The sequence below is a fragment of the Sphingomonas sp. Root710 genome (assembly GCF_001429065.1).
GTDB lineage: Bacteria > Pseudomonadota > Alphaproteobacteria > Sphingomonadales > Sphingomonadaceae > Rhizorhabdus.
This window is the reverse complement of the sequence record NZ_LMIB01000018.1, coordinates 67,276-85,963: the sequence shown is the minus strand read 5'-3', so window position 1 is coordinate 85,963 and position 18,688 is coordinate 67,276. Positions and strand designations below refer to the sequence as shown.

At 66.6% G+C, this 18,688-nt stretch carries 22 protein-coding genes; 8 read left to right on the top strand and 14 right to left on the bottom strand.

Annotation, left to right across the window (positions count from 1 at the left end; translation table 11 throughout):
* The first annotated feature begins 73 nt into the window (after positions 1–73).
* Entirely contained in the window at positions 74–1,690 is a 1,617-nt protein-coding gene (locus ASE00_RS21075) for a hypothetical protein (protein WP_056383840.1), read from the top strand.
* Here ASE00_RS21075 and ASE00_RS21070 read toward each other — a convergent pair.
* From ASE00_RS21070 to ASE00_RS21055, 4 genes are all read right to left on the bottom strand, one after another.
* Positions 1,618–2,349 (bottom strand): class I SAM-dependent methyltransferase, encoded by a 732-nt coding sequence (locus ASE00_RS21070; protein WP_056383705.1) that lies wholly within the window; start codon positions 2,347–2,349, stop codon positions 1,618–1,620. The genes ASE00_RS21075 and ASE00_RS21070 overlap by 73 nt on opposite strands.
* Positions 2,349–3,317, bottom strand: a complete 969-nt coding sequence (locus ASE00_RS21065; RefSeq protein ID WP_056383704.1) for a glycosyltransferase family 2 protein — start codon at positions 3,315–3,317, stop codon at positions 2,349–2,351. Before ASE00_RS21065 ends, ASE00_RS21070 begins: the two co-directional genes overlap by 1 nt.
* Entirely contained in the window at positions 3,314–3,721 is a 408-nt protein-coding gene (locus ASE00_RS21060; protein ID WP_235538782.1) for a GtrA family protein, read from the bottom strand. The genes ASE00_RS21065 and ASE00_RS21060 overlap by 4 nt, the downstream gene beginning before the upstream one ends.
* A gap of 120 nt (positions 3,722–3,841) precedes the next feature.
* Complete coding sequence (locus tag ASE00_RS21055; RefSeq protein ID WP_235538781.1) at positions 3,842–4,129, bottom strand: endonuclease domain-containing protein; 288 nt, start codon at positions 4,127–4,129, stop codon at positions 3,842–3,844.
* Between the two features lie 336 nt (positions 4,130–4,465).
* On the opposite strand from ASE00_RS21055, the gene ASE00_RS21050 reads away from it, so the two are divergent.
* The 3 genes from ASE00_RS21050 (at position 4,466) to ybaL (ending at position 8,679) form a co-directional block, all read left to right on the top strand.
* Positions 4,466–6,286, top strand: coding sequence for a hypothetical protein (locus tag ASE00_RS21050; protein WP_056383701.1), 1,821 nt, complete (start codon positions 4,466–4,468; stop codon positions 6,284–6,286).
* A 103-nt stretch (positions 6,287–6,389) separates the two neighbouring features.
* Complete coding sequence (locus tag ASE00_RS21045; RefSeq protein ID WP_082594885.1) at positions 6,390–6,791, top strand: hypothetical protein; 402 nt, start codon at positions 6,390–6,392, stop codon at positions 6,789–6,791.
* A gap of 232 nt (positions 6,792–7,023) precedes the next feature.
* Positions 7,024–8,679: a YbaL family putative K(+) efflux transporter gene (ybaL, locus tag ASE00_RS21040; protein WP_056383700.1), complete on the top strand. Its 1,656-nt coding sequence runs from the start codon at positions 7,024–7,026 to the stop codon at positions 8,677–8,679.
* Here ybaL and ASE00_RS21035 read toward each other — a convergent pair.
* The 7 genes from ASE00_RS21035 to ASE00_RS21005 all read right to left on the bottom strand — a co-directional run bounded on the left by ASE00_RS21035 (position 8,666) and on the right by ASE00_RS21005 (position 13,386).
* On the bottom strand, positions 8,666–9,307 hold the full coding sequence (locus ASE00_RS21035; protein WP_056383699.1) for a MarC family protein: 642 nt from the start codon (positions 9,305–9,307) through the stop codon (positions 8,666–8,668). The two genes, ybaL and ASE00_RS21035, sit on opposite strands and share 14 nt — an antisense overlap.
* A complete protein-coding gene (locus tag ASE00_RS21030) occupies positions 9,304–10,023 on the bottom strand; it encodes a hypothetical protein (RefSeq protein WP_056383698.1) in 720 nt (239 codons plus the stop codon). Before ASE00_RS21030 ends, ASE00_RS21035 begins: the two co-directional genes overlap by 4 nt.
* Complete coding sequence (gene folD / locus ASE00_RS21025; protein WP_056383697.1) at positions 10,023–10,916, bottom strand: bifunctional methylenetetrahydrofolate dehydrogenase/methenyltetrahydrofolate cyclohydrolase FolD; 894 nt, start codon at positions 10,914–10,916, stop codon at positions 10,023–10,025. The genes ASE00_RS21030 and folD overlap by 1 nt, the downstream gene beginning before the upstream one ends.
* Complete coding sequence (locus ASE00_RS21020) at positions 10,913–11,230, bottom strand: DUF167 family protein (RefSeq protein WP_056383836.1); 318 nt, start codon at positions 11,228–11,230, stop codon at positions 10,913–10,915. Before ASE00_RS21020 ends, folD begins: the two co-directional genes overlap by 4 nt.
* Positions 11,227–11,529, bottom strand: a complete 303-nt coding sequence (locus ASE00_RS21015) for a YggT family protein (RefSeq protein ID WP_056383696.1) — start codon at positions 11,527–11,529, stop codon at positions 11,227–11,229. Before ASE00_RS21015 ends, ASE00_RS21020 begins: the two co-directional genes overlap by 4 nt.
* Positions 11,530–11,761: 232 nt before the next feature.
* Positions 11,762–12,667 (bottom strand): acetylglutamate kinase, encoded by a 906-nt coding sequence (argB, locus tag ASE00_RS21010; RefSeq protein ID WP_056383695.1) that lies wholly within the window; start codon positions 12,665–12,667, stop codon positions 11,762–11,764.
* A 56-nt stretch (positions 12,668–12,723) separates the two neighbouring features.
* Entirely contained in the window at positions 12,724–13,386 is a 663-nt protein-coding gene (locus ASE00_RS21005) for a queuosine precursor transporter (RefSeq protein WP_056383694.1), read from the bottom strand.
* 104 nt (positions 13,387–13,490) lie between these two features.
* Between ASE00_RS21005 and ASE00_RS21000 the strand changes: the two genes are divergently transcribed.
* From ASE00_RS21000 to ASE00_RS20990, 3 genes are all read left to right on the top strand, one after another.
* Positions 13,491–14,756, top strand: coding sequence for a NupC/NupG family nucleoside CNT transporter (locus tag ASE00_RS21000; RefSeq protein WP_056383693.1), 1,266 nt, complete (start codon positions 13,491–13,493; stop codon positions 14,754–14,756).
* Between the two features lie 64 nt (positions 14,757–14,820).
* Entirely contained in the window at positions 14,821–15,285 is a 465-nt protein-coding gene (locus tag ASE00_RS20995) for a hypothetical protein (protein ID WP_056383692.1), read from the top strand.
* A 21-nt stretch (positions 15,286–15,306) separates the two neighbouring features.
* Positions 15,307–15,519, top strand: coding sequence for a hypothetical protein (locus tag ASE00_RS20990; protein ID WP_056383691.1), 213 nt, complete (start codon positions 15,307–15,309; stop codon positions 15,517–15,519).
* Here the strand turns inward: ASE00_RS20990 and rpoN are convergent.
* On the bottom strand, positions 15,516–17,030 hold the full coding sequence (gene rpoN, locus ASE00_RS20985; protein ID WP_056383690.1) for an RNA polymerase factor sigma-54: 1,515 nt from the start codon (positions 17,028–17,030) through the stop codon (positions 15,516–15,518). The two genes, ASE00_RS20990 and rpoN, sit on opposite strands and share 4 nt — an antisense overlap.
* A gap of 32 nt (positions 17,031–17,062) precedes the next feature.
* Here rpoN and ASE00_RS24285 point away from each other — a divergent pair, with 32 nt between their 5' ends.
* On the top strand, positions 17,063–17,194 hold the full coding sequence (locus tag ASE00_RS24285) for a hypothetical protein (protein WP_268801368.1): 132 nt from the start codon (positions 17,063–17,065) through the stop codon (positions 17,192–17,194).
* A 20-nt stretch (positions 17,195–17,214) separates the two neighbouring features.
* On the opposite strand, the gene lptB is transcribed toward ASE00_RS24285, so the two are convergent.
* Positions 17,215–17,991, bottom strand: coding sequence for an LPS export ABC transporter ATP-binding protein (gene lptB, locus ASE00_RS20980; RefSeq protein ID WP_056383689.1), 777 nt, complete (start codon positions 17,989–17,991; stop codon positions 17,215–17,217).
* A 148-nt stretch (positions 17,992–18,139) separates the two neighbouring features.
* Positions 18,140–18,688 carry an LptA/OstA family protein gene (locus tag ASE00_RS20975; RefSeq protein WP_056383688.1) on the bottom strand — a complete coding sequence of 183 codons (549 nt, stop codon included), beginning with the start codon at positions 18,686–18,688 and terminating at the stop codon, positions 18,140–18,142.

The window sequence follows — 18,688 nt, the reverse complement described above, 5'->3', positions numbered from 1 at the left end:
GCTCTTCGCTTCGGAAGGAGCGAATGAAGCAGGCCTTGCCCCGGCTTTCGCGCCGACATAAGGGCCAATGCCGATGTTCCGCTCGACTCCACCTGTGACTCCGCCGTCCGGCTGGTGGACGAGCAACTGGTATGTCGCCTTCCTCGCACTGATCTCGATCATTCCGCTGCTGCGCCCCGAAGTGCCGCCGCTGATCGACCTGATGGGGCATATGGGGCGCTACCGGGTCGAGATCGCCGATCCCACCTCGCCGCTGCTCACCCGCTATTTCAGTTTCCAATGGGCGCTGATGGGCAATCTGGGCGTCGACCTGCTGATCGTGCCGATGGCGAAGATCTTCGGGCTCGAGCTCGGCGTGAAGCTCATCGTCATGACGGTGCCGCCGCTGACCGTCACCGGCCTGCTGCTGATCGCGCGCGAAGTGCATGGCCSCCTGCCGGTGACCGCCGGGCTGGTCGCGCCCTTCGCCTATTGCTGGCCGTTCCAGTGGGGCTTCATCAACTATGTGCTGGCGATGGCGCTGGCGCTCAACGCTTTCGCGCTGTGGCTCTATCTCGCGCGGATGGGGCGCATCCGCCTGCGCGCGATGCTGTTCGTACCGATCGGCGCGCTGATCTGGCTGGCGCATGGCTTCGCCTGGGGCGTGCTCGGCCTGCTCGCCTTCTCGGCGGAGATCGTGCGGATGCGCGATGTCGAGGGGCGCGGCTATTGGGAATCGCTGTGGCGCGGCGCGCTCCACTGCCTGCCGCTCAGCCCCCCGATGCTGCTGATGATCGCGTGGCGGTCGGGCAATGTCGACGGCAAGACGACCGACTGGTTCAACTGGATCGCCAAATATGTCTATCTGGTCTCGTCGCTCCGCAATCACTGGATGGAGTTCGACATCGGGTTGGTGGGCGCGCTGATCCTGCTCGTCCTGTTCGGGATGAGCTCGATCGGCTGGCGGCAGTACAGCTTCCGGATGAACCGCACGCTGGGCGTCGCCCTGCTGGTGCTGATCATCGCCTATATACTGATGCCGCGCATCGTGATCGGCTCGGCCTATGCCGATATGCGCCTCGCCCCCTATGTCGTCGCCATCGGCGTGATCGGGGTGGTGCCGCTGTTCCGGAACCGGATCGCGCTCAGCACGATCGCCGCGCTCGCGGTGATCATCTTCGGTTTCCGCATCTACCAGTCGACCGAGCGTTTCGCCGCCTTCGCCGGCTGGCACGAGAAGCAGCTCGCCGCGCTCGACCATATCAAGCCGCAAAGCCGCGTCTTCGCGCTGGTCGAGCTGCCCTGCCTGTCGCGCTGGGAATCACCGCGGCTCGAACATCTCGGCGCGATGGCGATCGTGCGGCGCGAAGCCTTCGTCAACGGCCAGTGGACGATGCCGGGCGCGCAGCTGCTCAGCATAAAATATGCGCCCGCCAAGGGCTATGCCGAGGATCCGACTCAGGTGATGCGGCCGAAGCGTTGCCGCGCGCGCAACGCGCGGACGATCGAAAGCTCGGTGACGCTCTTCCCGCGCCATGCCTTCGATTATCTCTGGCTGATCAACGCCTCGCAGGACCATTGGCCGGGCAATGATCCGTCGCTGGAAATGGTGTGGAACGGCGGCGAGCGCGGCGCGCTCTACCGGATCGTCGGCTCGGCGACGCTCGCCATGGACACGCCGAAGGGAATGCTCAACGTCGCCACCCAGTGACGTTCGGCGCCGAAGATCGCGGTCAGCGCCGCGTTGACCGGCTTCGACGGCATCGCATCGTCGCCGCCGCCCTTGCCGGTCAGCCGACCGGCGATCCGCACCGCGGCGATCAGCGGGAAGAGCAGACTGTTGAAATGGGTGGTGAAGCGCGGGCGCAGCCCCGCCTCACGGAAGGTACGCTTCAGGCTGGCGGTGGTGTAGCGGCGCTGGTGATGATGGGCGACGTCATGCGCGCTCCACATCCACGGACTGCCCGGCACGGTGACGATGATCCGCCCGCCCGGCGCGAGCTTGGTCTTGAGATAGGTCAGCGCCTCGACGTCGCCGGGGATATGCTCGAGCACGTCGAGCAGGACGATCAGGTCATAGGCCCCATCGTCGAGCGGAACATGCGGCAGATAGCCGCCCTTGATCTTCAGCCCGCTGCGCTGCTCGGCATAGGCGCGCGCGCCGTCGTCGGGCTCGATCGCATCGACCGTGCCGAAGCCTTTCAGCAGTTCGAGATTGGAGCCGGTGCCCGCGCCGACCTCAAGGATCCTGAGCGGACCGGCTTTGGGGCGGTGGCGCTCGATGAGCCGGGCGATGATCCGCCGCCGGGCGACGAACCACCAATGATCCTTGTCGATCTCGGCCATCCGGTCATAGGTCGCGCGGTCCATCAGGCTTGCCCATCCTCTTCGGGGCAGCCGACCCTCTGGCGGATGATGTAGATCGGCCGGTGCTTGGTCTCGACCAGGATGCGGCCGACATATTCGCCGAGCACGCCGAGCGAGAGCAGCTGCACCCCGCCCAGGAAGAGCGTCGCCACCATCAGCGACGGATAGCCCGCGACGTCGGCGCCGTAGATGATCGTGCGCAGGCCGATGAACACCGCATAGACCAGCGCGATCAGCGCGATCACCGCGCCGATATAGGACCAGACCCGCAAGGGGGCGGTCGACGCCGAGGTGATCCCGTCGATCGCCAGCGTCCACAGCTTCCAGTAGTTGAACTTCGTTGTGCCGACCGCGCGTTCGACCCGGTCGTAATCGACCGCGGTCTGGCGGAAGCCCGACCAGGCGAACAGGCCCTTCATGAAGCGGTTGCGCTCGGGCATCCGCTTGATCACCTCGACCACCTTGCGGTCGAGCAGACGGAAGTCGCCGGCATGCTCGGGGATCTTGTCCATCGAGAGCCAGTTGTGCGCGCGATAGTAAAGGTCGGCGGTCAGCCGCTTGGGCAGGCTGTCGGTCATGCGGTTGCGGCGCACGCCATAGACGACTTCATAGCCTTCGCGCCATTTGGCGATCATCTCGCCGATCACCTCGGGAGGGTCCTGCATGTCGACGTCGATCGGCACGACGACCTGGCCGCGCGCATTGTCGAGCCCTGCCGACAGTGCCGCCTCCTTGCCGAAATTGCGCGACAGCGACAGCGCGCCGATCCGGGCATCGGCGTCGTGCGCGGTCAGGATCGCGGCCATCGTCATATCGGTGCTGCCGTCGTCGACGAACAATATCTCCCAGCCGATCGGTCGGCCGTCGGGATCGTGCAGCGCGTCGAGCACGCGCGTCATCCGGGCGACGAAGGGCGGGATCGCCTCTTCCTCGTCCTTGACCGGCACGATGATCGACAACAGCGGATTCATTCGAACACCCAGACGCGGTTGAGCCAGAACACCAGCAGGGGCGTGACGCCCAGCACCAGCGGATAGGGCGACCAGATCGGCAGGTCCAGATGCTGGACGAGCAGCCAGACCCAAAGACTGTTGAGCGCGAAGCTGATCAGCGAGACGATCGCGAAGCGCGTGATCCGGACTGCCTGCCGGTCGCGGCTGCCATGGCCCTTGAAGCTCCACTGGCCATGAATGATATAGCCCGTCGTCGCCGCGCCGACGAAGCCGATCGTCCAGGCGAGATTGGGATCGAGCCCGCCCATCTTCACGCTGGAGTGATAGATGCCGATGTTGACGAAGGACGCCAGCAGCCCGGTGATCCCGTAGCGCACGAGCTGACCGAGCAACGCCATCCGCTCGCTGTTCATGGTGGGCATTTCGGACATCCTGTCCGCGCTCTTCCATAAAAGCGGCGACGCCTCAAGCGGGGTTCGACCGACGCTGATTACCCTCTCCCGTTTTCACGGGAGAGGGTGGGGTGAGGGTCTTCTTCTTTTTCAGTTGGTGAGCGCTTCCAGGATGGAGGACAACACACCCTCGAAGCTTTCGTTGACTTCGTTGTTCCAAAACCGAACCAACCGATAACCTCTCGCCTCGAGAAAGGCAGTTCGGTTTGCATCGGCCTGTTCATTATGCTGTCCGCCATCCAGCTCGACGATCAGTCTTTTTTCGACGCACAAGAAATCAACGACGAATGGCCCGATGGTCGTCTGTCGGCGAAATTTGAAACCAGCAAGGCGGCGGTCGCGGATCGCAAACCAGAGTTTTTGTTCGACATCGGTCATATCGCGACGAAGCCGGGAAGCATGTGGGCTGATCTGTCGGCGAACCGGGTACATTGCGACAAGATAGAAGAAGAAAGACCCTCACCCAACCCTCTCCCGTGAAAACGGGAGAGGGCATTATGCCGATCTCTTTTTTCAGGGAGAAAGCGCTCCCCGGGGCAAGGGAACCCCGAAGGAGCGTCTCCCGTGGGGTGGAAATTGCCAGTCCGATCCCCGCGTATCCGTATCCCGGATGTGCACATTCAAACCTTTCATTCCTGAACGCCAGCCGAACGAGCCGGATGGCCCCGCCTTTCCCCCGTTGCGACAAGGCGGCTTGGCCCCTAAGCGGGACATATGCACGACGGGGACATCGCGATCGAGGAACGGATGCTGACCTGGATCGAGCGCCGCTGGCGCACGGTCTTCTGGCTGCTTTTCCTGGGGGTCTGCACCTATTTCCTCGTCTATAAATGGGGCCAGATACGCTGGCTGGCGCTGAGCGACACCGACGACAATATGCGCCTTGCCGAGGTGAAGGCCTGGCTGGGGGGGCAGGGCTGGTTCGACCTGCGGCAGCACAAGCTCGCCCCGCCCGACGGTCTCAACATCCACTGGTCGAGGCTGGTCGACCTGCCGATCGCCGGGCTGATCCTGATATTCCGGCCGTTCGTCGGCGATTTCACCGCCTATCGCATCGCCTGCGCGGTCGCGCCGATGCTGGCGTTGATTCCCGCGCTGTGGGCGATGATCGTCACGGTCCGGCGGATCGTCCATCCGCGCGCCTATCCGGTCGCCTTCGCGATCCTGATGTGCGCGCAGACCACCCTTTTCATGTGGATGCCGTTGCGCATCGACCATCATGGCTGGCAGCTCGCGATGCTGCTGCTCGTCATTGCCGGGCTGGCCGATCCGCAGGCGCGGCGCGGCGGCGCGATGGCCGGCATCGCCACCGCCTTCTCCTTTGGCATCGGGCTGGAGCTGATCCCGGTGATGGCCATCGCGGGCGCGTCGATCGCGCTGCGCTGGGCCTGGGCCAGCGCGGAGGACGCCCGCGCCGATGCGGGCCGGCTGGCGGCCTATGCGATCGCGCTGGGAGGCGGCTGTGCGCTGGCCTTCGGCGGCTTCGCTTCCTACGACAACCGCGCCATGGTCTGCGACGTATTGTCGCCGGTCTATCTGTCGACGCTGCTGCTCGCCGCTGCGCTGCTGCTGGGGCTGAGCTTCGTCCGCGCCGGCGGGCGGGGCGTCCGGCTGGCGTTGCTGGTGCTGGCGGGCGGCATCATCGCGGCCTTCTTCCTGATCAGCTTCCCGCAGTGCATCGGCCGCCCCGAAGCGATCTCACCCGAGCTCGAACGGCTGTGGTTCACCAACATTCGTGAGGTGAAGCCGCTCTACACCAAGCCGTGGCGCGACGCACTCGACACGGCCTATCTGCCCGTGATCGGGACGATCGGCGCGATGATCGCCGCCTGGCGCGCGCGGGAACAAGCGACCGCGCCTGTCTGGATGTCGATCGCTCTGCTCAGCCTGTTCGCGACCGCGGGGCTCCTCTGGCAATCGCGGTTCGGGCCGCAGGCGCAATTGCTCGGTACGTTCGGCGCGACCGCGCTTGCCTGGCTGATCCTGCCCCGGCTGCTCGATTCGGGGTCGGCACTGGTCCGCGTCGGCGGCACGCTGCTCGCCTTTTTCGCGCTGTCCGGACAGCTGGCCCAGTTCGCGACGATGATCCCGAAGAGCGAAAAGGAAGTGAAGCGGGCGAGCCGCGAGGCGAATGCGGCGGGGAAGCCGGGCCGCTGCATGACCATACCCGCGCTGGCGCAGCTCGACCGGCTGCCCGCCGCGACGATGCTGACCTTCGTCGACATGGGGCCGCGGCTGATCACCATGACGCGCCATAGCGCGATCACTGGCCCCTATCACCGCAACGGCGATGCGATCCTCGACGTGATCCATAGCTTCCGGGCCACATCGCCCGAGGTCGCCCATGCGGTGATGAAGCGGCGGGGGGCGACGATGGTGCTGCTGTGTCCCGGCATGGCCGAATCGACCATCTACAAGGCGCGCGCGCCGCAAGGCTTCTACACGCAGCTGATCGACGGAAATGTGCCGGCCTGGCTCGAGCCGGTCGAGCTGCCGGATAATTCGCCATTCCAATTATGGCGGATGGTGGGTTAGCTGCGGCTCCAATATATCGACGGAGCATGGTGGACGGCTGCGCGGGAACGGTCTCCAGCGGCCCTTCGTGGCAATTTCGCCCCTTTCATGCTATAGCGGCCTCGTGCTTGCCCATGATCGTCTTGACCGCCATCCGCTCGTCCGGCTGAGCTTCATCCTGTCGCTATGGATGTCGCTGGCGACCGCGCTGGTCTGCGCGATCGTGCCGGCGGGCTTACCCGCGACCCGTTCGATCGGCTCGGCATTCGACCCGTCGACCACGATCGTCGCGCTCCGCTCGCGCCCGCCGGTGGCCAGGCCGCCGCTGCTGCGCGCCGATGATGACGATGCCGGAAAGGGGCTGACCCATCAGGCCGTTCCGGCCGCGCTGCCGCCCGTCGCGCCGGCTGCCGTGATCGCCGGGTACATCATGACGGCGGGTGCGGCCTTGGCGGCGCGATCGGTGCCGCCTCGTCCGCGCGCATTCCACAGCCTCCTTTACGCCCGGCCACCGCCGGCCGCCTGATCCCTCTCAGCCGCGATCCGCTCGCGGCGATTCTCCCTCCGGGCCCTGCGCCCGTTTCGAGAGGATCAGACATGAACGAACGCAAGCGGCCGCCCTGGTGGTTCATATCCGCCGTCTGGGCGGGTCTGGCCGGCGCGACGATGGTCATCGTCGGCGTCCTCACCCTGGCCGCTCCATGATGGCTGCGGGGCGGATCGCCGGTCCGTCCCGCAGCCATTGCCGAAGGAGTTATATGCCCCATCACACACCGCTCATCGCGACCATCGTAGCTGCGCTCGTGGTCGCCTTCTTCATGGGGGCGCTCGCCCATCGCCTGCGGATATCTCCGATCGCCGGCTATCTGGTCGCGGGCATCATCGTCGGGCCCTTCACCCCCGGCATCGTCGCACATAGCGGTCTCGCCAACGAACTGGCAGAAATCGGCGTCATCCTGCTGATGTTCGGGGTCGGCCTCCATTTCTCGCTGCGCGACCTGCTGGCGGTGAAGCGGATCGCGGTGCCGGGCGCGATCGTCCAGATCGCGGTCGCGACCCTGCTCGGCATGGCGATGGCCTGGTCGATGGGGTGGAACATCCTGGCGGGCTTTGTCTTCGGCCTCGCCTTGTCGGTGGCCAGCACCGTGGTGCTGCTCCGCGCGCTGCAGGGCCGCGACCTCGTCGATACCGAGCGCGGCCGCATCGCGGTCGGCTGGCTCATCGTCGAGGATCTGGCGATGGTGCTGGCGCTCGTGCTGCTGCCCGCGCTCGACCATGCCTTCAACGATGCGGGCACGGGCGGCGTCGGGGAGATCATGACCGCGCTCGGCGGGACCGGGCTCAAGGTCGCGGGTTTCGTCGCGGTGATGCTGATCGTCGGACGGCGGGTGATCCCCTGGGCGCTGCACTGGGTGGTTCATACCGGCTCGCGCGAACTGTTCCGCCTCGCGGTCCTCGCCATCGCGCTCGGCGTCGCCTTCGGTGCGGCGGCGGTGTTCGACGTGTCGTTCGCGTTGGGCGCCTTCTTCGCGGGCATGATCCTCGGCGAAACCCCGCTCAGCCGCCGCGCGACCGAGGAGACGCTGCCGCTGCGCGACGCCTTTGCGGTGCTGTTCTTCGTGTCGGTCGGCATGTTGTTCGACCCGCGCGTGCTGGTCGATCAGCCGCTGCAGCTGCTCGGCGTGGTGCTGATCATCATCGTCGGCAAGTCGGTCGCGGCCTTCGCGATCGTCCGGGCCTTCCGCTATTCGCGCGAGACCGCGCTGACCGTCGCGGCCAGCCTCGCCCAGATCGGCGAATTCTCCTTCATCCTCGCTTCGCTGGGAACGGGGCTCGGCGTCCTGCCGTCGGAGGGCCGCGATCTGATCCTGGCAGGTGCGATAATCTCGATCTTCCTCAACCCGTTCATCTTCTCCTGGGTCACGGCGAAGCGCGCGAAGAAGGAGCCCGCCGCCCCCGTTCAGGTGGTGGAAGGCGAGGCCCCGGCGAACGGCCATATCGTGCTGGTCGGCTTTGGGCGGGTCGGCACCCGGCTGTACGATGCGCTGCACGGCGCGGGGCGCTGGGTAGTGCTGATCGAGGACGATGCCGAGCGCGCCCGGCTGGCGGTGGCGAAGGGGATCGAGGTCGTGCAGGGCAATGCCGTCGAGGACGACGTCCTCGAAGCCGCCGGCCTGCCGAGCGCGGCGGTGCTGATCATCGCCATCCCCGAAGGCTTCGAGGCGGGCGCGGTGCTCGAACGCGCGCGGCGCTTCAATCCCAGGCTACGGGTAATCGCCCGGGCGCATAGCGATGCGGAGGCCGAGCATCTCCAGAATCTCGGTGCTTGCGAGGTGGTGATGGGTGAAAGCGCGATCGCCAGCCACATGCTGGCTATGCTCAAGGATGGTGCGCCGAAAGCTAGCCCAGCCTGAACGCCGCCGTGATGCCGTCGATCACGAACTGCGCCGCCAGCGCGGCAAGGAGGACGCCGAGGACGCGGGTGATCATCGCCTCCAGCTTGGGGCCGAGGACGCGCATGATCGGCCCGGCGGCGATCAGCGCGGCGAGGGTGAGCGCCAGCACCGCGAGCAGTGCGCCGAGGACGATCAGGGTCTGGTCGATGCCATGGCTGCGCGAGACGAGCAGCATCACCGTGGCGATCGATCCCGGACCGGCGATCATCGGGATCGCCATCGGGAAGACCGAGATGTCCTCGACGGGGCGATGCTCCTCCGCGGCCTTGCGGCTGATCTCGTCGGCGCGGCCTTCACGCCGCTCGGTGCGCTTCTCGAACACCATTTCGAGCGCGATCAGGAACAGCATGATCCCGCCCGCGATGCGGAAGGCGTCGAGGCTGATGCCGAGCGTATCGAGCAGCTTCTCGCCCACCAGCGCGAAGAGGAGGAGCAGGACCGAGGCAATCAGCGTCGACCGGATCGCCATCGTCCGGCGTTGCCGGTCCGACGCCCCATTGGTCAGGCTGGCGAAGATGGGCGCGCAGCCGGGCGGGTCGATCACCACGAACAGGGTGACGAAGGCGGAGAGGAAGAGCGCCATCATGGGATAGGAACCCCCACGACGTCGATCAGTGCCACCGGCCAGCCACGCCCGTCGAAACGGTGGACGATCAGCAGATGCGCGCCCTTGTCGGCGCCATGGATAGCATGGACCACCCAGCGCAGCGTACCGTCGACCGAAGCCCCGCCGTCGAGGCGCTCGCCGACGGCGAGGGTGATATCGGGCGCGTCGCGTCCCGCGGGCATCCGTCCGTCGAACTGGACGATCGGGTCGCCCTTGTCGATCAGCACCGCGAGGGGCGTCGGCCCCGAAGCGATGTCGGGCGCGGCCGGACGGACGATACGCGCGCAGGAGGCGCGTACGGCCTCGACCGGATCATGGGCGCGAACCGCGCGCGGGGTCTCACGGCCATGGTCGAGCCGCCATTTCCAGGCGCCGTCGGCCTGCCGCTGCCAGACGGTGGTGAAGGTGCCGGTCTGCCGGCCGCCCTTGCGGACCCACGGCCCGGTCGAAATCGCGCTGCTCCCGTCGCACGACAATATTGTCCGCGACGGCCACCACATCACCGCGACGGGTGGATCCTTCAATGTGCCGAACAATTTCCCGGCGGACGCGATCTCGGGAGCGAAGCTCACCGCATCAGGCGCGGCGAAGGCGCGGAAGGCGGTCCACTGGCCATCGGTCTGCGCCTTGGACGCGAACGCCCGTTCGGCCGCCTCCACCGGCGTCGCCGCCAGCAGCAGCGCGGCCAGCAGCATCAGATCGCGTCCGCGGCCAGCGCGACCCCCGCGCGATGATGCGCGGCGACCAGCGTGTTGCGGAGCAGCACCGCGATCGTCATCGGGCCGACGCCGCCGGGTACCGGGGTGATCGCGCCAGCGATCTCCGCCGCCCCGGCATAGTCGACATCGCCGACCAGCTTCGTCTTGCCGGGCTCCGCGCCCGGAACGCGGTTGATGCCGACGTCGATCACGGTCGCGCCGGGCTTGATCCAGTCGGCCTTCACCATCTCCGCCCGGCCGACCGCCGCGACGACGATATCGGCGCGCCGTACCACGGCAGGCAGGTCCTTCGTCCGGCTGTGCGCGATGGTGACGGTGCAGCTTTCGGCGAGCAGCAGTTGCGCCATCGGCTTGCCGACGATGTTCGAGCGGCCGATCACCACCGCGTCGAGCCCGCTGAGGTTGCCCAGCCGGTCCCTGAGCAGCATCAGGCAGCCGAGCGGAGTGCACGGTACATAGCCGTGCTGGCCGACCGCGAGACGCCCGGCATTGGTGACGTGGAAGCCATCGACATCCTTGTCGGGATCGATCGTCGAAATCACCAGATTCTCGTCGATCCCGTTGGGCAGCGGCAGCTGGACGAGGATGCCGTCGACGCTGTCGTCGGCATTGAGCTGGCGGACCAGCGCGAGCAGCTCGTCTTGGGTCGCGGTCTCGGGCAGACGGTGCTCGAAGCTTTCCATGCCCGCCTCGATCGTCGCCTTGTGCTTCGAACGGACATAGACCTGGCTCGCCGGATCTTCACCGACCAGTACCACCGCGAGGCCCGGCGCGCGGCCCGCTGCGGCGCGGAAAGCGGGAACCAGATCCGCCACCCGGCTGCGAAGATTCGCTGCGAAAGCTTTTCCGTCGATGATGTCCGCGCTCATGCCTTGTCCCTGATGATGTGGTTTAAGGCGTCCGCCAGGACGGCGGGATCGCCCGATATGTGGAGCCTCTTTAGCCGCGCGGCCGCGCCGCTGACCAGTGTGACGTCGCGTTTCGCCACGCCCATCGCCTTGGCGAGCAGCCGGACCAGCGCCTCGTTCGCCGCGCCGTCGCTGGGCGCGGCGGCCAGCTTCACCGCCAGCCAGTCGCGTCCGTCATCGCCGGTGACGATCCCCTCGATTGCATCGCGCCCGGCCTTGGGGCTGGCGCGGACGGCGAGGGTGACGCCATCGGCAGCGGCGGTCCAGGCGGTCAGACGCCCGCCGCCATCACCTGCGCCATGGCGTGACCCAGCACCATCTGCAGGATGATGATCAGCAGCAGCGCGACCAGCGGCGACAGGTCGAGCTGCCCGAAATCGGGCATCACCTTGCGGATCGGCCGGTAGATCGGCTCGGTGATCTTGTCGAGCGCATAGAGGACCTGGCGGACGAAGTCGTTGTAGGTGTTGATCACGTTGAACGCGACCAGCCACGACATGATCGCCTGGATGATGATGATCCAGCGCAGCACGCCCAGCAGCAGGTCGGCGATCTGCAGAAGAAGGAGAAGCATCAGGAGCCCTTCGAGAGTGAGAGCGCCGATGTAGTAGCCCGACGCGCTACGAGCAATGACGTGACCGTATCAATTGCGCCGTCCGGCCGTATCGACTCTCCGCTCGTCCTGAGGAGCCATTGAGCTTGGCGAAATGGCGTCTCGAAGGATCCGTAGGCCCTTCGAGACGAGGCTTCGACAAGCGCAGCCTCTCCCCAGGGTGAGCGGGAACAGGGAAAGTCGCGTTTATCCCTTAATCCGCCCAGACCAGCGTGCCGGCGCCACGCTTGGTGAAGGCCTCGATCAGCATCGCGTGCGGCACCTGGCCGTCGAGGATGACCGCTGCGTCGACACCGCCTTCGACAGCGTGGACGCAGGTCTCGAGCTTGGGGATCATGCCGCCCTGGATCGTGCCGTCCTCGCGCAGCGTGGCGATCTGGCTCGGGGTCAGGTCGCGGATCAGCTGCTTTTCCTTGTTGAGCACGCCGGCAACGTCGGTCAGCAGGAACAGGCGCGCCGCCCCTAGCGCGATCGCGATCGCGCCCGCCATGGTGTCGGCGTTGACATTGTAGGTGTGGCCGTCCTCGCCGATCGCGATCGGCGCGATCACCGGGATCATGCCCGATTTGGAGATGGTGTCGATCACCCGCCGGTCGATGTCGGCGGGTTCGCCGACGAAGCCCAGGTCGACGACCTGCTCGATATTGCTGTCGGGATCGCGGCGGGTGCGGCGGACCTTCTCTGCCACGACCATCCGGCCGTCCTTGCCCGACACGCCGACCGCGCGGCCGCCGGCCTGCGCGATCCAGGAGACGATCTCCTTGTTGATCGATCCGCACAGGACCATTTCGGCGACCTTCGCCGTCTCGGCGTCGGTGACGCGCAGGCCGTCGACGAAGCTGCTCTCGACGCCCAGCGTCTTCAGCATCCGGCCGATCTGCGGACCGCCGCCATGGACGACGACCGGATTGATTCCCACCGCTTTCAGCAGGACGATATCCTCGGCGAAATCGCGGGCAAGCTCGGGATCGCCCATCGCATGACCGCCATATTTCACGACGAAGGTCTCGCCCGCATAGCGCTGCATATAGGGCAGCGCTTCGGTGAGGGTCTCCGCCTTGGCGAGCAGGACGGGATCGAGGTTGTGATCGGTCGACATGCGCGGCCCCTTAGCGATTCGCGAGACCCGCGACAACCAGTGGATCGGGCGATGGATCAGGGGCGCGGCGCGTCCAGCTTTCTGCCGACCGCGACGAAGGCGGTGATCAGCGGCGGTACCAGGACCACCGACAGGACGATTTTCGTCATCATCTGGCCCGTCATCAGGCCGATGATCTCGCGTTCGCCGTAGAAGCTGATGGTGATGAACAACAGCGTATCGAGTATTTGGCTCACCACGCTGGCGACCATGCCGCGCAGCCACACGAAGCGGCCCGCGCCGCTGCCGCGCAGCCGGTCGAAGATCAGAACGTTGAGCGTCTGCGACAGGCCGTAGGAGATCAGTCCGGCGACCATCATCCGCGCACCTTGCCCGACGACGATCGGAAAGGCGTCGACCGCGGGCGGATACATTCCCGGATCGGTAGGCAGCGCCAGCACCAGCTGGATCAGCAGCGCCGACGCGATCAGCGGCAGGAAGCCCCAGCGGACCAGCGCGTCCGCCGTCGCGCGGCCATGGAGTTCGGCGATCGCGCTCGCCATCACGACGAGCAGCAGGAAGGCGAAGATCCCTGCTTCGACCGCGAGCGGACCCAGCGCGACCTGCTTCACGCCCAGAACCCCCGCGACGCAGACCATGCCACCATAGAAGAGCGAGAAGATGAACAGCGAGCGGCTGGCTATCGGGTTCGCTGGCGGGCGGGCGGGCGGTGTCTGCATGGCCTGTTGCTATCGGCTTTCGAAGCGGCGCGAAAGAGGCGCTTGACCGCCCCCCGGCGCGCTGCAAGCTATGGCTTTGGGCCGCCGCCGAGGATTGCTTCCCGATGACGAAATTGCTGACCGGCCTCGCCGGCATAGCGCTGATCCTGCTCGTGGCGGTGGCGTTGTCGTCCGATCGCAAGGCGATCCGGCTGCGCGTCGTCGGGGCGGCCTTCGGCCTGCAGGCCGGGATAGCGCTGCTGGTCCTCTACGTGCCCTGGGGCCGCGCTGCGCTGGCGGGGGCGTCGGCAGGGGTTTCGAGCCTGCTCGGCTATGCCCAGGCGGGCACCGATTTCCTGTTCGGACCGCTGGTCAGGCCCGAGATCGGGGGCACGAGCTTCGCGCTGGCGGCGCTGCCGGTGATCATCTTCTTCGCCTCGCTCGTCTCGATCCTCTATTATCTGGGCATCATGCAGTTCGTGATCCGCTGGGTCGGCGGCGCGATCGAGAAGGTGACCGGAGTCTCCAAGGTCGAATCGCTGTGCGCGGCGGCGAACATCTTCGTCGGGCAAAGCGAATCTCCGCTGGTGATCCGCCCCTATCTGGCCGGGCTCAAGCCGCACCAGCTGTTCGCGGTGATGACGTCGGGCATGGCGGGCGTCGCGGGGACGATCCTCGCGGCTTATGCGGCGATGGGGATCAGCATCGATCTGCTGCTCGCCGCCAGCTTCATGTCGGCGCCGGGCGCGCTGCTGATGGCCAAGATCATCATGCCCGATCCGCGCGCCGCCGATGGCGAACTGCCCTTGGGCGACGCGCCCGGCGGCGACGGGGTGATCGCGGTGGCGGAGGCGCATGAAGCCGGAGAGCGCCCCGACAACATCATCATGGCCGCTGCGATGGGCGCGCAGACCGGGGTCAAGATCGCGGTCGCGGTCGGCGCGATGGTGCTCGCCTTCGTCGGCCTGGTCGCGCTCGCCAACGGGCTGCTCGGCGGGGTCGGCGGCTGGTTCGGCTATCCGTCGCTCAGCTTCCAGCAATTGCTGGGTTTCGTCTTCGCGCCGGTGATGTTCCTGCTCAACATCCCCTGGGATCAGGCGCAGGTGGCGGGCGGACTATTCGGCGAGAAGGTCGCGCTCAACGAGTTCGTCGCCTATATCCACCTCGGCCAGATCAAGGACACGCTCAACGCCCACAGTGTCGCGGTGATCACCTTCGCGCTGTGTGGCTTCGCCAATTTCTCGTCGATCGCGATCCAGATGGCGGCGGCGGGCAGCCTTGCGCCCAACCAGCGCCCGATGATCGCCCGGCTGGGCATCAAGGCGCTGATCGCGGGAAGCCTTGCCAACCTGATGTCGGCGGCGCTGGCGGGGCTGATGATCCCGCTCTGATTCTTCGGGACACCAAATCGCTTTCCGTGCGTTCAGGGGTCATGATCACTCTGAGAGCGAAACGATGAAAGCGGCTTGGGCTGTTCTGGCCGCGGTGGTGGTATCGGTGCCGATAATGGCGCTGCCGACCCGCTGGTCGGCAGATCCCGACCCCGGAATAACACGCTACACCGTCGGCACGATCGGCGGCGCTGGCACCAATATGATCATTGCCTGCCCAGATGGCCGGGGCGCCGACGTCTCGGTCACGGTCAAGGGCGTGATCGCGCCATCCGACAGCCCGATCGGCTTCCGCGCCGCCAACCGCACGATCGTGATGCGCAGCAATGGCAATGGGCTGATGGAGACCAAAAGCAAGGCGAATGCGCAGGCGTTCGCCGAATTGTGGCAAGCGGTCCGTGCCGGCAACCGGCTCGACATCAGTTTCACCAACGGCGTGTCGGCCTCTCTGCCGCTCGCCGGCTCCGCCCGGGCGTTGCCCGTGTCGCCCTGTCCGGTCGATTACCGGCCGGGGAAGCTCAATCTCTGAAGCACGGCGCACGGACGAACGGTGGCGCGCTATTTCGTGTTCCTGATGGACGGCGACAGCATCATCGACCGCCTCGATTTCGAGGCGGACGACGATGCCGAAGCCTTGGCGCTATTGGCGCTTCGCCGCGAGCAGGTCGACTGCGACATGTGGTGCGGCGATCGATTTGTCGCGACGATTCCGAAAGGGACCAATCCCTCGCTGGTCACACGCGAACGGCCTGGCAAATCCTAAGCTGCCTTCATCGCCCGTTGCCGCCGCCGCTGCACCGATGATCCAAGCCCGATCGCCTCGCGATATTTGGCGACGGTGCGCCGGGCGAGATCGAAACCCTTCTCCTTGAGCAGGTCGACCAGCTTGTCGTCGGACAAGATGTCGTCGCCTTCGGCGGCGATCAGCTTGGCGATCTGGCTCTTCACCGTCTCGGCCGAAACCGCGTCACCGCCATCGGTCCCCGCGACCCCGCTGGTGAAGAAATATTTGAGCTCGTGGAGGCCGCGCTCGCACATCAGATATTTGTTCGACGTCACCCGGCTGATCGTCGATTCGTGCATCCCGATCGCGTCGGCGACGGCCTTCAGCGTCAGCGGCCTGAGATGTTCGACGCCATGGAGGAAGAACGCCTCCTGCTGCTTGACGATCTCGCGCGCGACCTTGACGATCGTTCGCGCGCGCTGGTCGAGCGCCTTGATCAGCCAGTTGGCGGAAGCGAGGCATTCGCTGAGCCATGCCTTGCTGCTCTTGTCCTGCGGGCCGCTCGACAGTTCGGCATAATAGGCCCGGTTGACCAGCAGGCGCGGCAGCGTCGCCGAATTGAGCTCGATCGCCCAGCCATTGGCGGTGCGCGCGATGAATATGTCGGGGACCACCGGGGCGGGCGGCTCGCCGCCGAAGCGCAGGCCCGGCTTTGGATCATAGCCGCGCAGCTCCTGGATCATGTCGGCCATGTCTTCCTCGTCGACCCCGCACAGGCGGCGGAGCTGCGGGATGGCGCCGCGCGCGAGCAGGTCGAGATTGCCGATCAGCGTGGCCATCGCCGGATCGTAGCGGTCGGCCTCCTTCGCCTGGATCGCGATGCACTCGGCCAGGTTGCGCGCGCCCACCCCGCTCGGATCCATCCCTTGGATCACGCCCAGCACGCGTTCGACATGGAACAACGGCACGTCGAGCCGCTGGGCGACGTCGAAGGTCTCGCCCTCGAAATAGCCGGCCTCGTCGATCATATCGATCAGCTGTGCCGCGATGACGAGATCCGCGCCCGACAGAAGTTCGCCCGCCTGCGCGGTCAGGTGCTCGTGCAGCGAGATTGATGCGGCGGCGAAGGCGTCGAGATCCGGCGCTTCCTCCGATCCGCCGCCGGGCCCGTCAAGGCCCAGCCCGCCATCCATGCCCCGCGCGCTGTCGGCGGCGCTGTCATGGTGAAAGGTCTCGGCATCATAATCGGCGTCGAGCGGGGCGTCGGCCTGTGCGTCGCCCGCCTCGATCAGCCGGTCCGCCGTGGGCTCGGCGTCGAAATCGTCGAAGCCATCGGCATCGAGACCGTCATCGTCGCCGCCGTCGCGCGGCTCGCTGTCGGTCGCTTCGGTGCCCGTGCCTTCAAGCAACGGGTTTTTCTCGATCTCCTCGGCAATGAAGGCTTCCACCTCGAGGTTGGAGAGCGCCAGCAGCTTGATCGCCTGCTGGAGCTGCGGCGTCATGACGAGCGACTGGCTTTGCCTGAGGTCGAGGCGAGGGCCCAGCGCCATCGCGGTCAGGCGGCCGCGCTTGTCACGGCGTCATGCTGAACGTGTTTCAGCATCCACCGGCCGGCAAATCCGATGCTGGACGCTCCAGCGGCGAGTTCGCCCATCTCTCTTGCTTCGCCCGCTCGGCTGAGTGGATGCTGAAACACGTTCAGCATGACGGCTGAGAGGGGGCGTCGCATAAGGTTCAGAGCGAGAAGCCCTCGCCCAGATAGAGGCGGCGGACGTTCGGGTCGGCGACCAGCGCCTCGGGACTGCCCTGGAACAGCACCTTGCCGTCATAGATGATGCAGGCGCGATCGACGATGTCGAGCGTCTCCCGGACATTATGGTCGGTGATCAGCACGCCGATGTCGCGGCTTTTGAGGTCGCGGACCAGATCGCGGATGTCGGCGATCGAGATGGGGTCGATGCCCGCGAAGGGCTCGTCGAGCAGCATGATCGACGGATCGGCGGCCAGCGCGCGGGCGATCTCGCAGCGGCGGCGCTCGCCGCCCGACAGCGACATCGCCGCCGAGTCGCGCAGATGGGTCAGGTGGAATTCGGCGAGCAGCGCGTCGAGCCGCTCGGCGCGCTGCGCCTTGTCGGGTTCGACCAGTTCGAGCACCGCCAGGATATTCTGGCTGACGGTGAGGCCGCGGAAGATCGAGGTCTCCTGCGGCAGATAGCCGAGGCCCAGGATCGCGCGCCGATACATCGGCAAGGTGGTGATGTCGTCGCCGTCGAGCAGGATGCGGCCGGCGTCGGGACGGACCAGCCCCATCACCGAATAGAAGCAGGTCGTCTTGCCCGCGCCGTTGGGGCCGAGCAGTCCGACGACCTCGCCGCGCGCAACGTCGAGCGAGATGTCGCTCAGCACCTGCCGCTTGTCATAGGTCTTGGCGATCGACACGACCGACAGACCGCGCACCGCCACGGGGCCGTCCGGACCGCTCGGGCGCTGAAGAGTTGCGGTGTCGTTCATGCGGTATCGTCCAAGGCTTGCGATGCGTCCTGATTAGCGAAGGCACGCCGCCATGGAAACTGGCAAGCTTCGTGCATGGCGATTTTTGCTGTAGCAAGTCGCTGAAAAGCGACAGTCCGCCGGATCGATTCGCGACGGCGACGCGCGTTCAGTTCTTGGATGGGCCCTGCGCGCGGGGTGGCGGCGTGAAGCGGCCGGTGACGCGCCCGCCGCCGCTGCCGCTGCCGCCGACCGAGCCGCCGTCCAGCGTCGCGAAGCCGGTGTTCATGTTGAGCACCAGGCGGTTGCCGCGCGTTTCGCCCTTGCCGCCGCGCGACAGCACGACGCCGCCGATCAGGGTGACGAGGCGGCTGCGCAGGTCGTAGATGCCGAACTGCGCGCGCGCGGTCTCGGTGGCGCTGGTCAGCGTGACCCCGCCCGAGGCATCGAGCCGGGTGACTTCGGTCTGCCCCGCCGAGCTGTAGGCGACGGTGACGCGGCTGGCGCGCAGCGTCATATTGCCCTGCTTCACCTCGACATTGCCGGTCAGCACCGCGCGGTCGGCACGGTCCTGCAGCTCGATCCGGTCGGCAGCGAAATCGACCGGGGCGTTCGAATTGTGATTCTTGAGCGAGGAGACCGCCTGCGCGCCCGCGGCGCAGGCCGACCCGGCGATGATCGCACCCAGCAGCGATTTCGCCAGCACCGCACGCCGCAT

Coding starts and splice junctions, on each gene's coding strand:
- ASE00_RS20995 (WP_056383692.1), top strand. CDS start 14,821: ATGAAAGCGGCTTGGGCTGTTCTGGCCGCGGTGGTGGTATCGGTGCCG.
- lptB (WP_056383689.1), bottom strand. CDS start 17,991: ATGAACGACACCGCAACTCTTCAGCGCCCGAGCGGTCCGGACGGCCCC.
- ybaL (WP_056383700.1), top strand. CDS start 7,024: ATGCCCCATCACACACCGCTCATCGCGACCATCGTAGCTGCGCTCGTG.
- ASE00_RS21000 (WP_056383693.1), top strand. CDS start 13,491: ATGACGAAATTGCTGACCGGCCTCGCCGGCATAGCGCTGATCCTGCTC.
- ASE00_RS21030 (WP_056383698.1), bottom strand. CDS start 10,023: ATGCTGCTGGCCGCGCTGCTGCTGGCGGCGACGCCGGTGGAGGCGGCC.
- ASE00_RS24285 (WP_268801368.1), top strand. CDS start 17,063: ATGCTGAACGTGTTTCAGCATCCACCGGCCGGCAAATCCGATGCTGGA.
- rpoN (WP_056383690.1), bottom strand. CDS start 17,030: ATGGCGCTGGGCCCTCGCCTCGACCTCAGGCAAAGCCAGTCGCTCGTC.
- ASE00_RS21035 (WP_056383699.1), bottom strand. CDS start 9,307: ATGATGGCGCTCTTCCTCTCCGCCTTCGTCACCCTGTTCGTGGTGATC.
- ASE00_RS21060 (WP_235538782.1), bottom strand. CDS start 3,721: ATGCCCACCATGAACAGCGAGCGGATGGCGTTGCTCGGTCAGCTCGTG.
- ASE00_RS21005 (WP_056383694.1), bottom strand. CDS start 13,386: ATGCAGACACCGCCCGCCCGCCCGCCAGCGAACCCGATAGCCAGCCGC.
- ASE00_RS21055 (WP_235538781.1), bottom strand. CDS start 4,129: ATGACCGATGTCGAACAAAAACTCTGGTTTGCGATCCGCGACCGCCGC.
- ASE00_RS20975 (WP_056383688.1), bottom strand. CDS start 18,688: ATGCGGCGTGCGGTGCTGGCGAAATCGCTGCTGGGTGCGATCATCGCC.
- ASE00_RS21050 (WP_056383701.1), top strand. CDS start 4,466: ATGCACGACGGGGACATCGCGATCGAGGAACGGATGCTGACCTGGATC.
- ASE00_RS21065 (WP_056383704.1), bottom strand. CDS start 3,317: ATGAATCCGCTGTTGTCGATCATCGTGCCGGTCAAGGACGAGGAAGAG.
- folD (WP_056383697.1), bottom strand. CDS start 10,916: ATGAGCGCGGACATCATCGACGGAAAAGCTTTCGCAGCGAATCTTCGC.
- ASE00_RS21070 (WP_056383705.1), bottom strand. CDS start 2,349: ATGGACCGCGCGACCTATGACCGGATGGCCGAGATCGACAAGGATCAT.
- argB (WP_056383695.1), bottom strand. CDS start 12,667: ATGTCGACCGATCACAACCTCGATCCCGTCCTGCTCGCCAAGGCGGAG.
- ASE00_RS21015 (WP_056383696.1), bottom strand. CDS start 11,529: ATGCTTCTCCTTCTTCTGCAGATCGCCGACCTGCTGCTGGGCGTGCTG.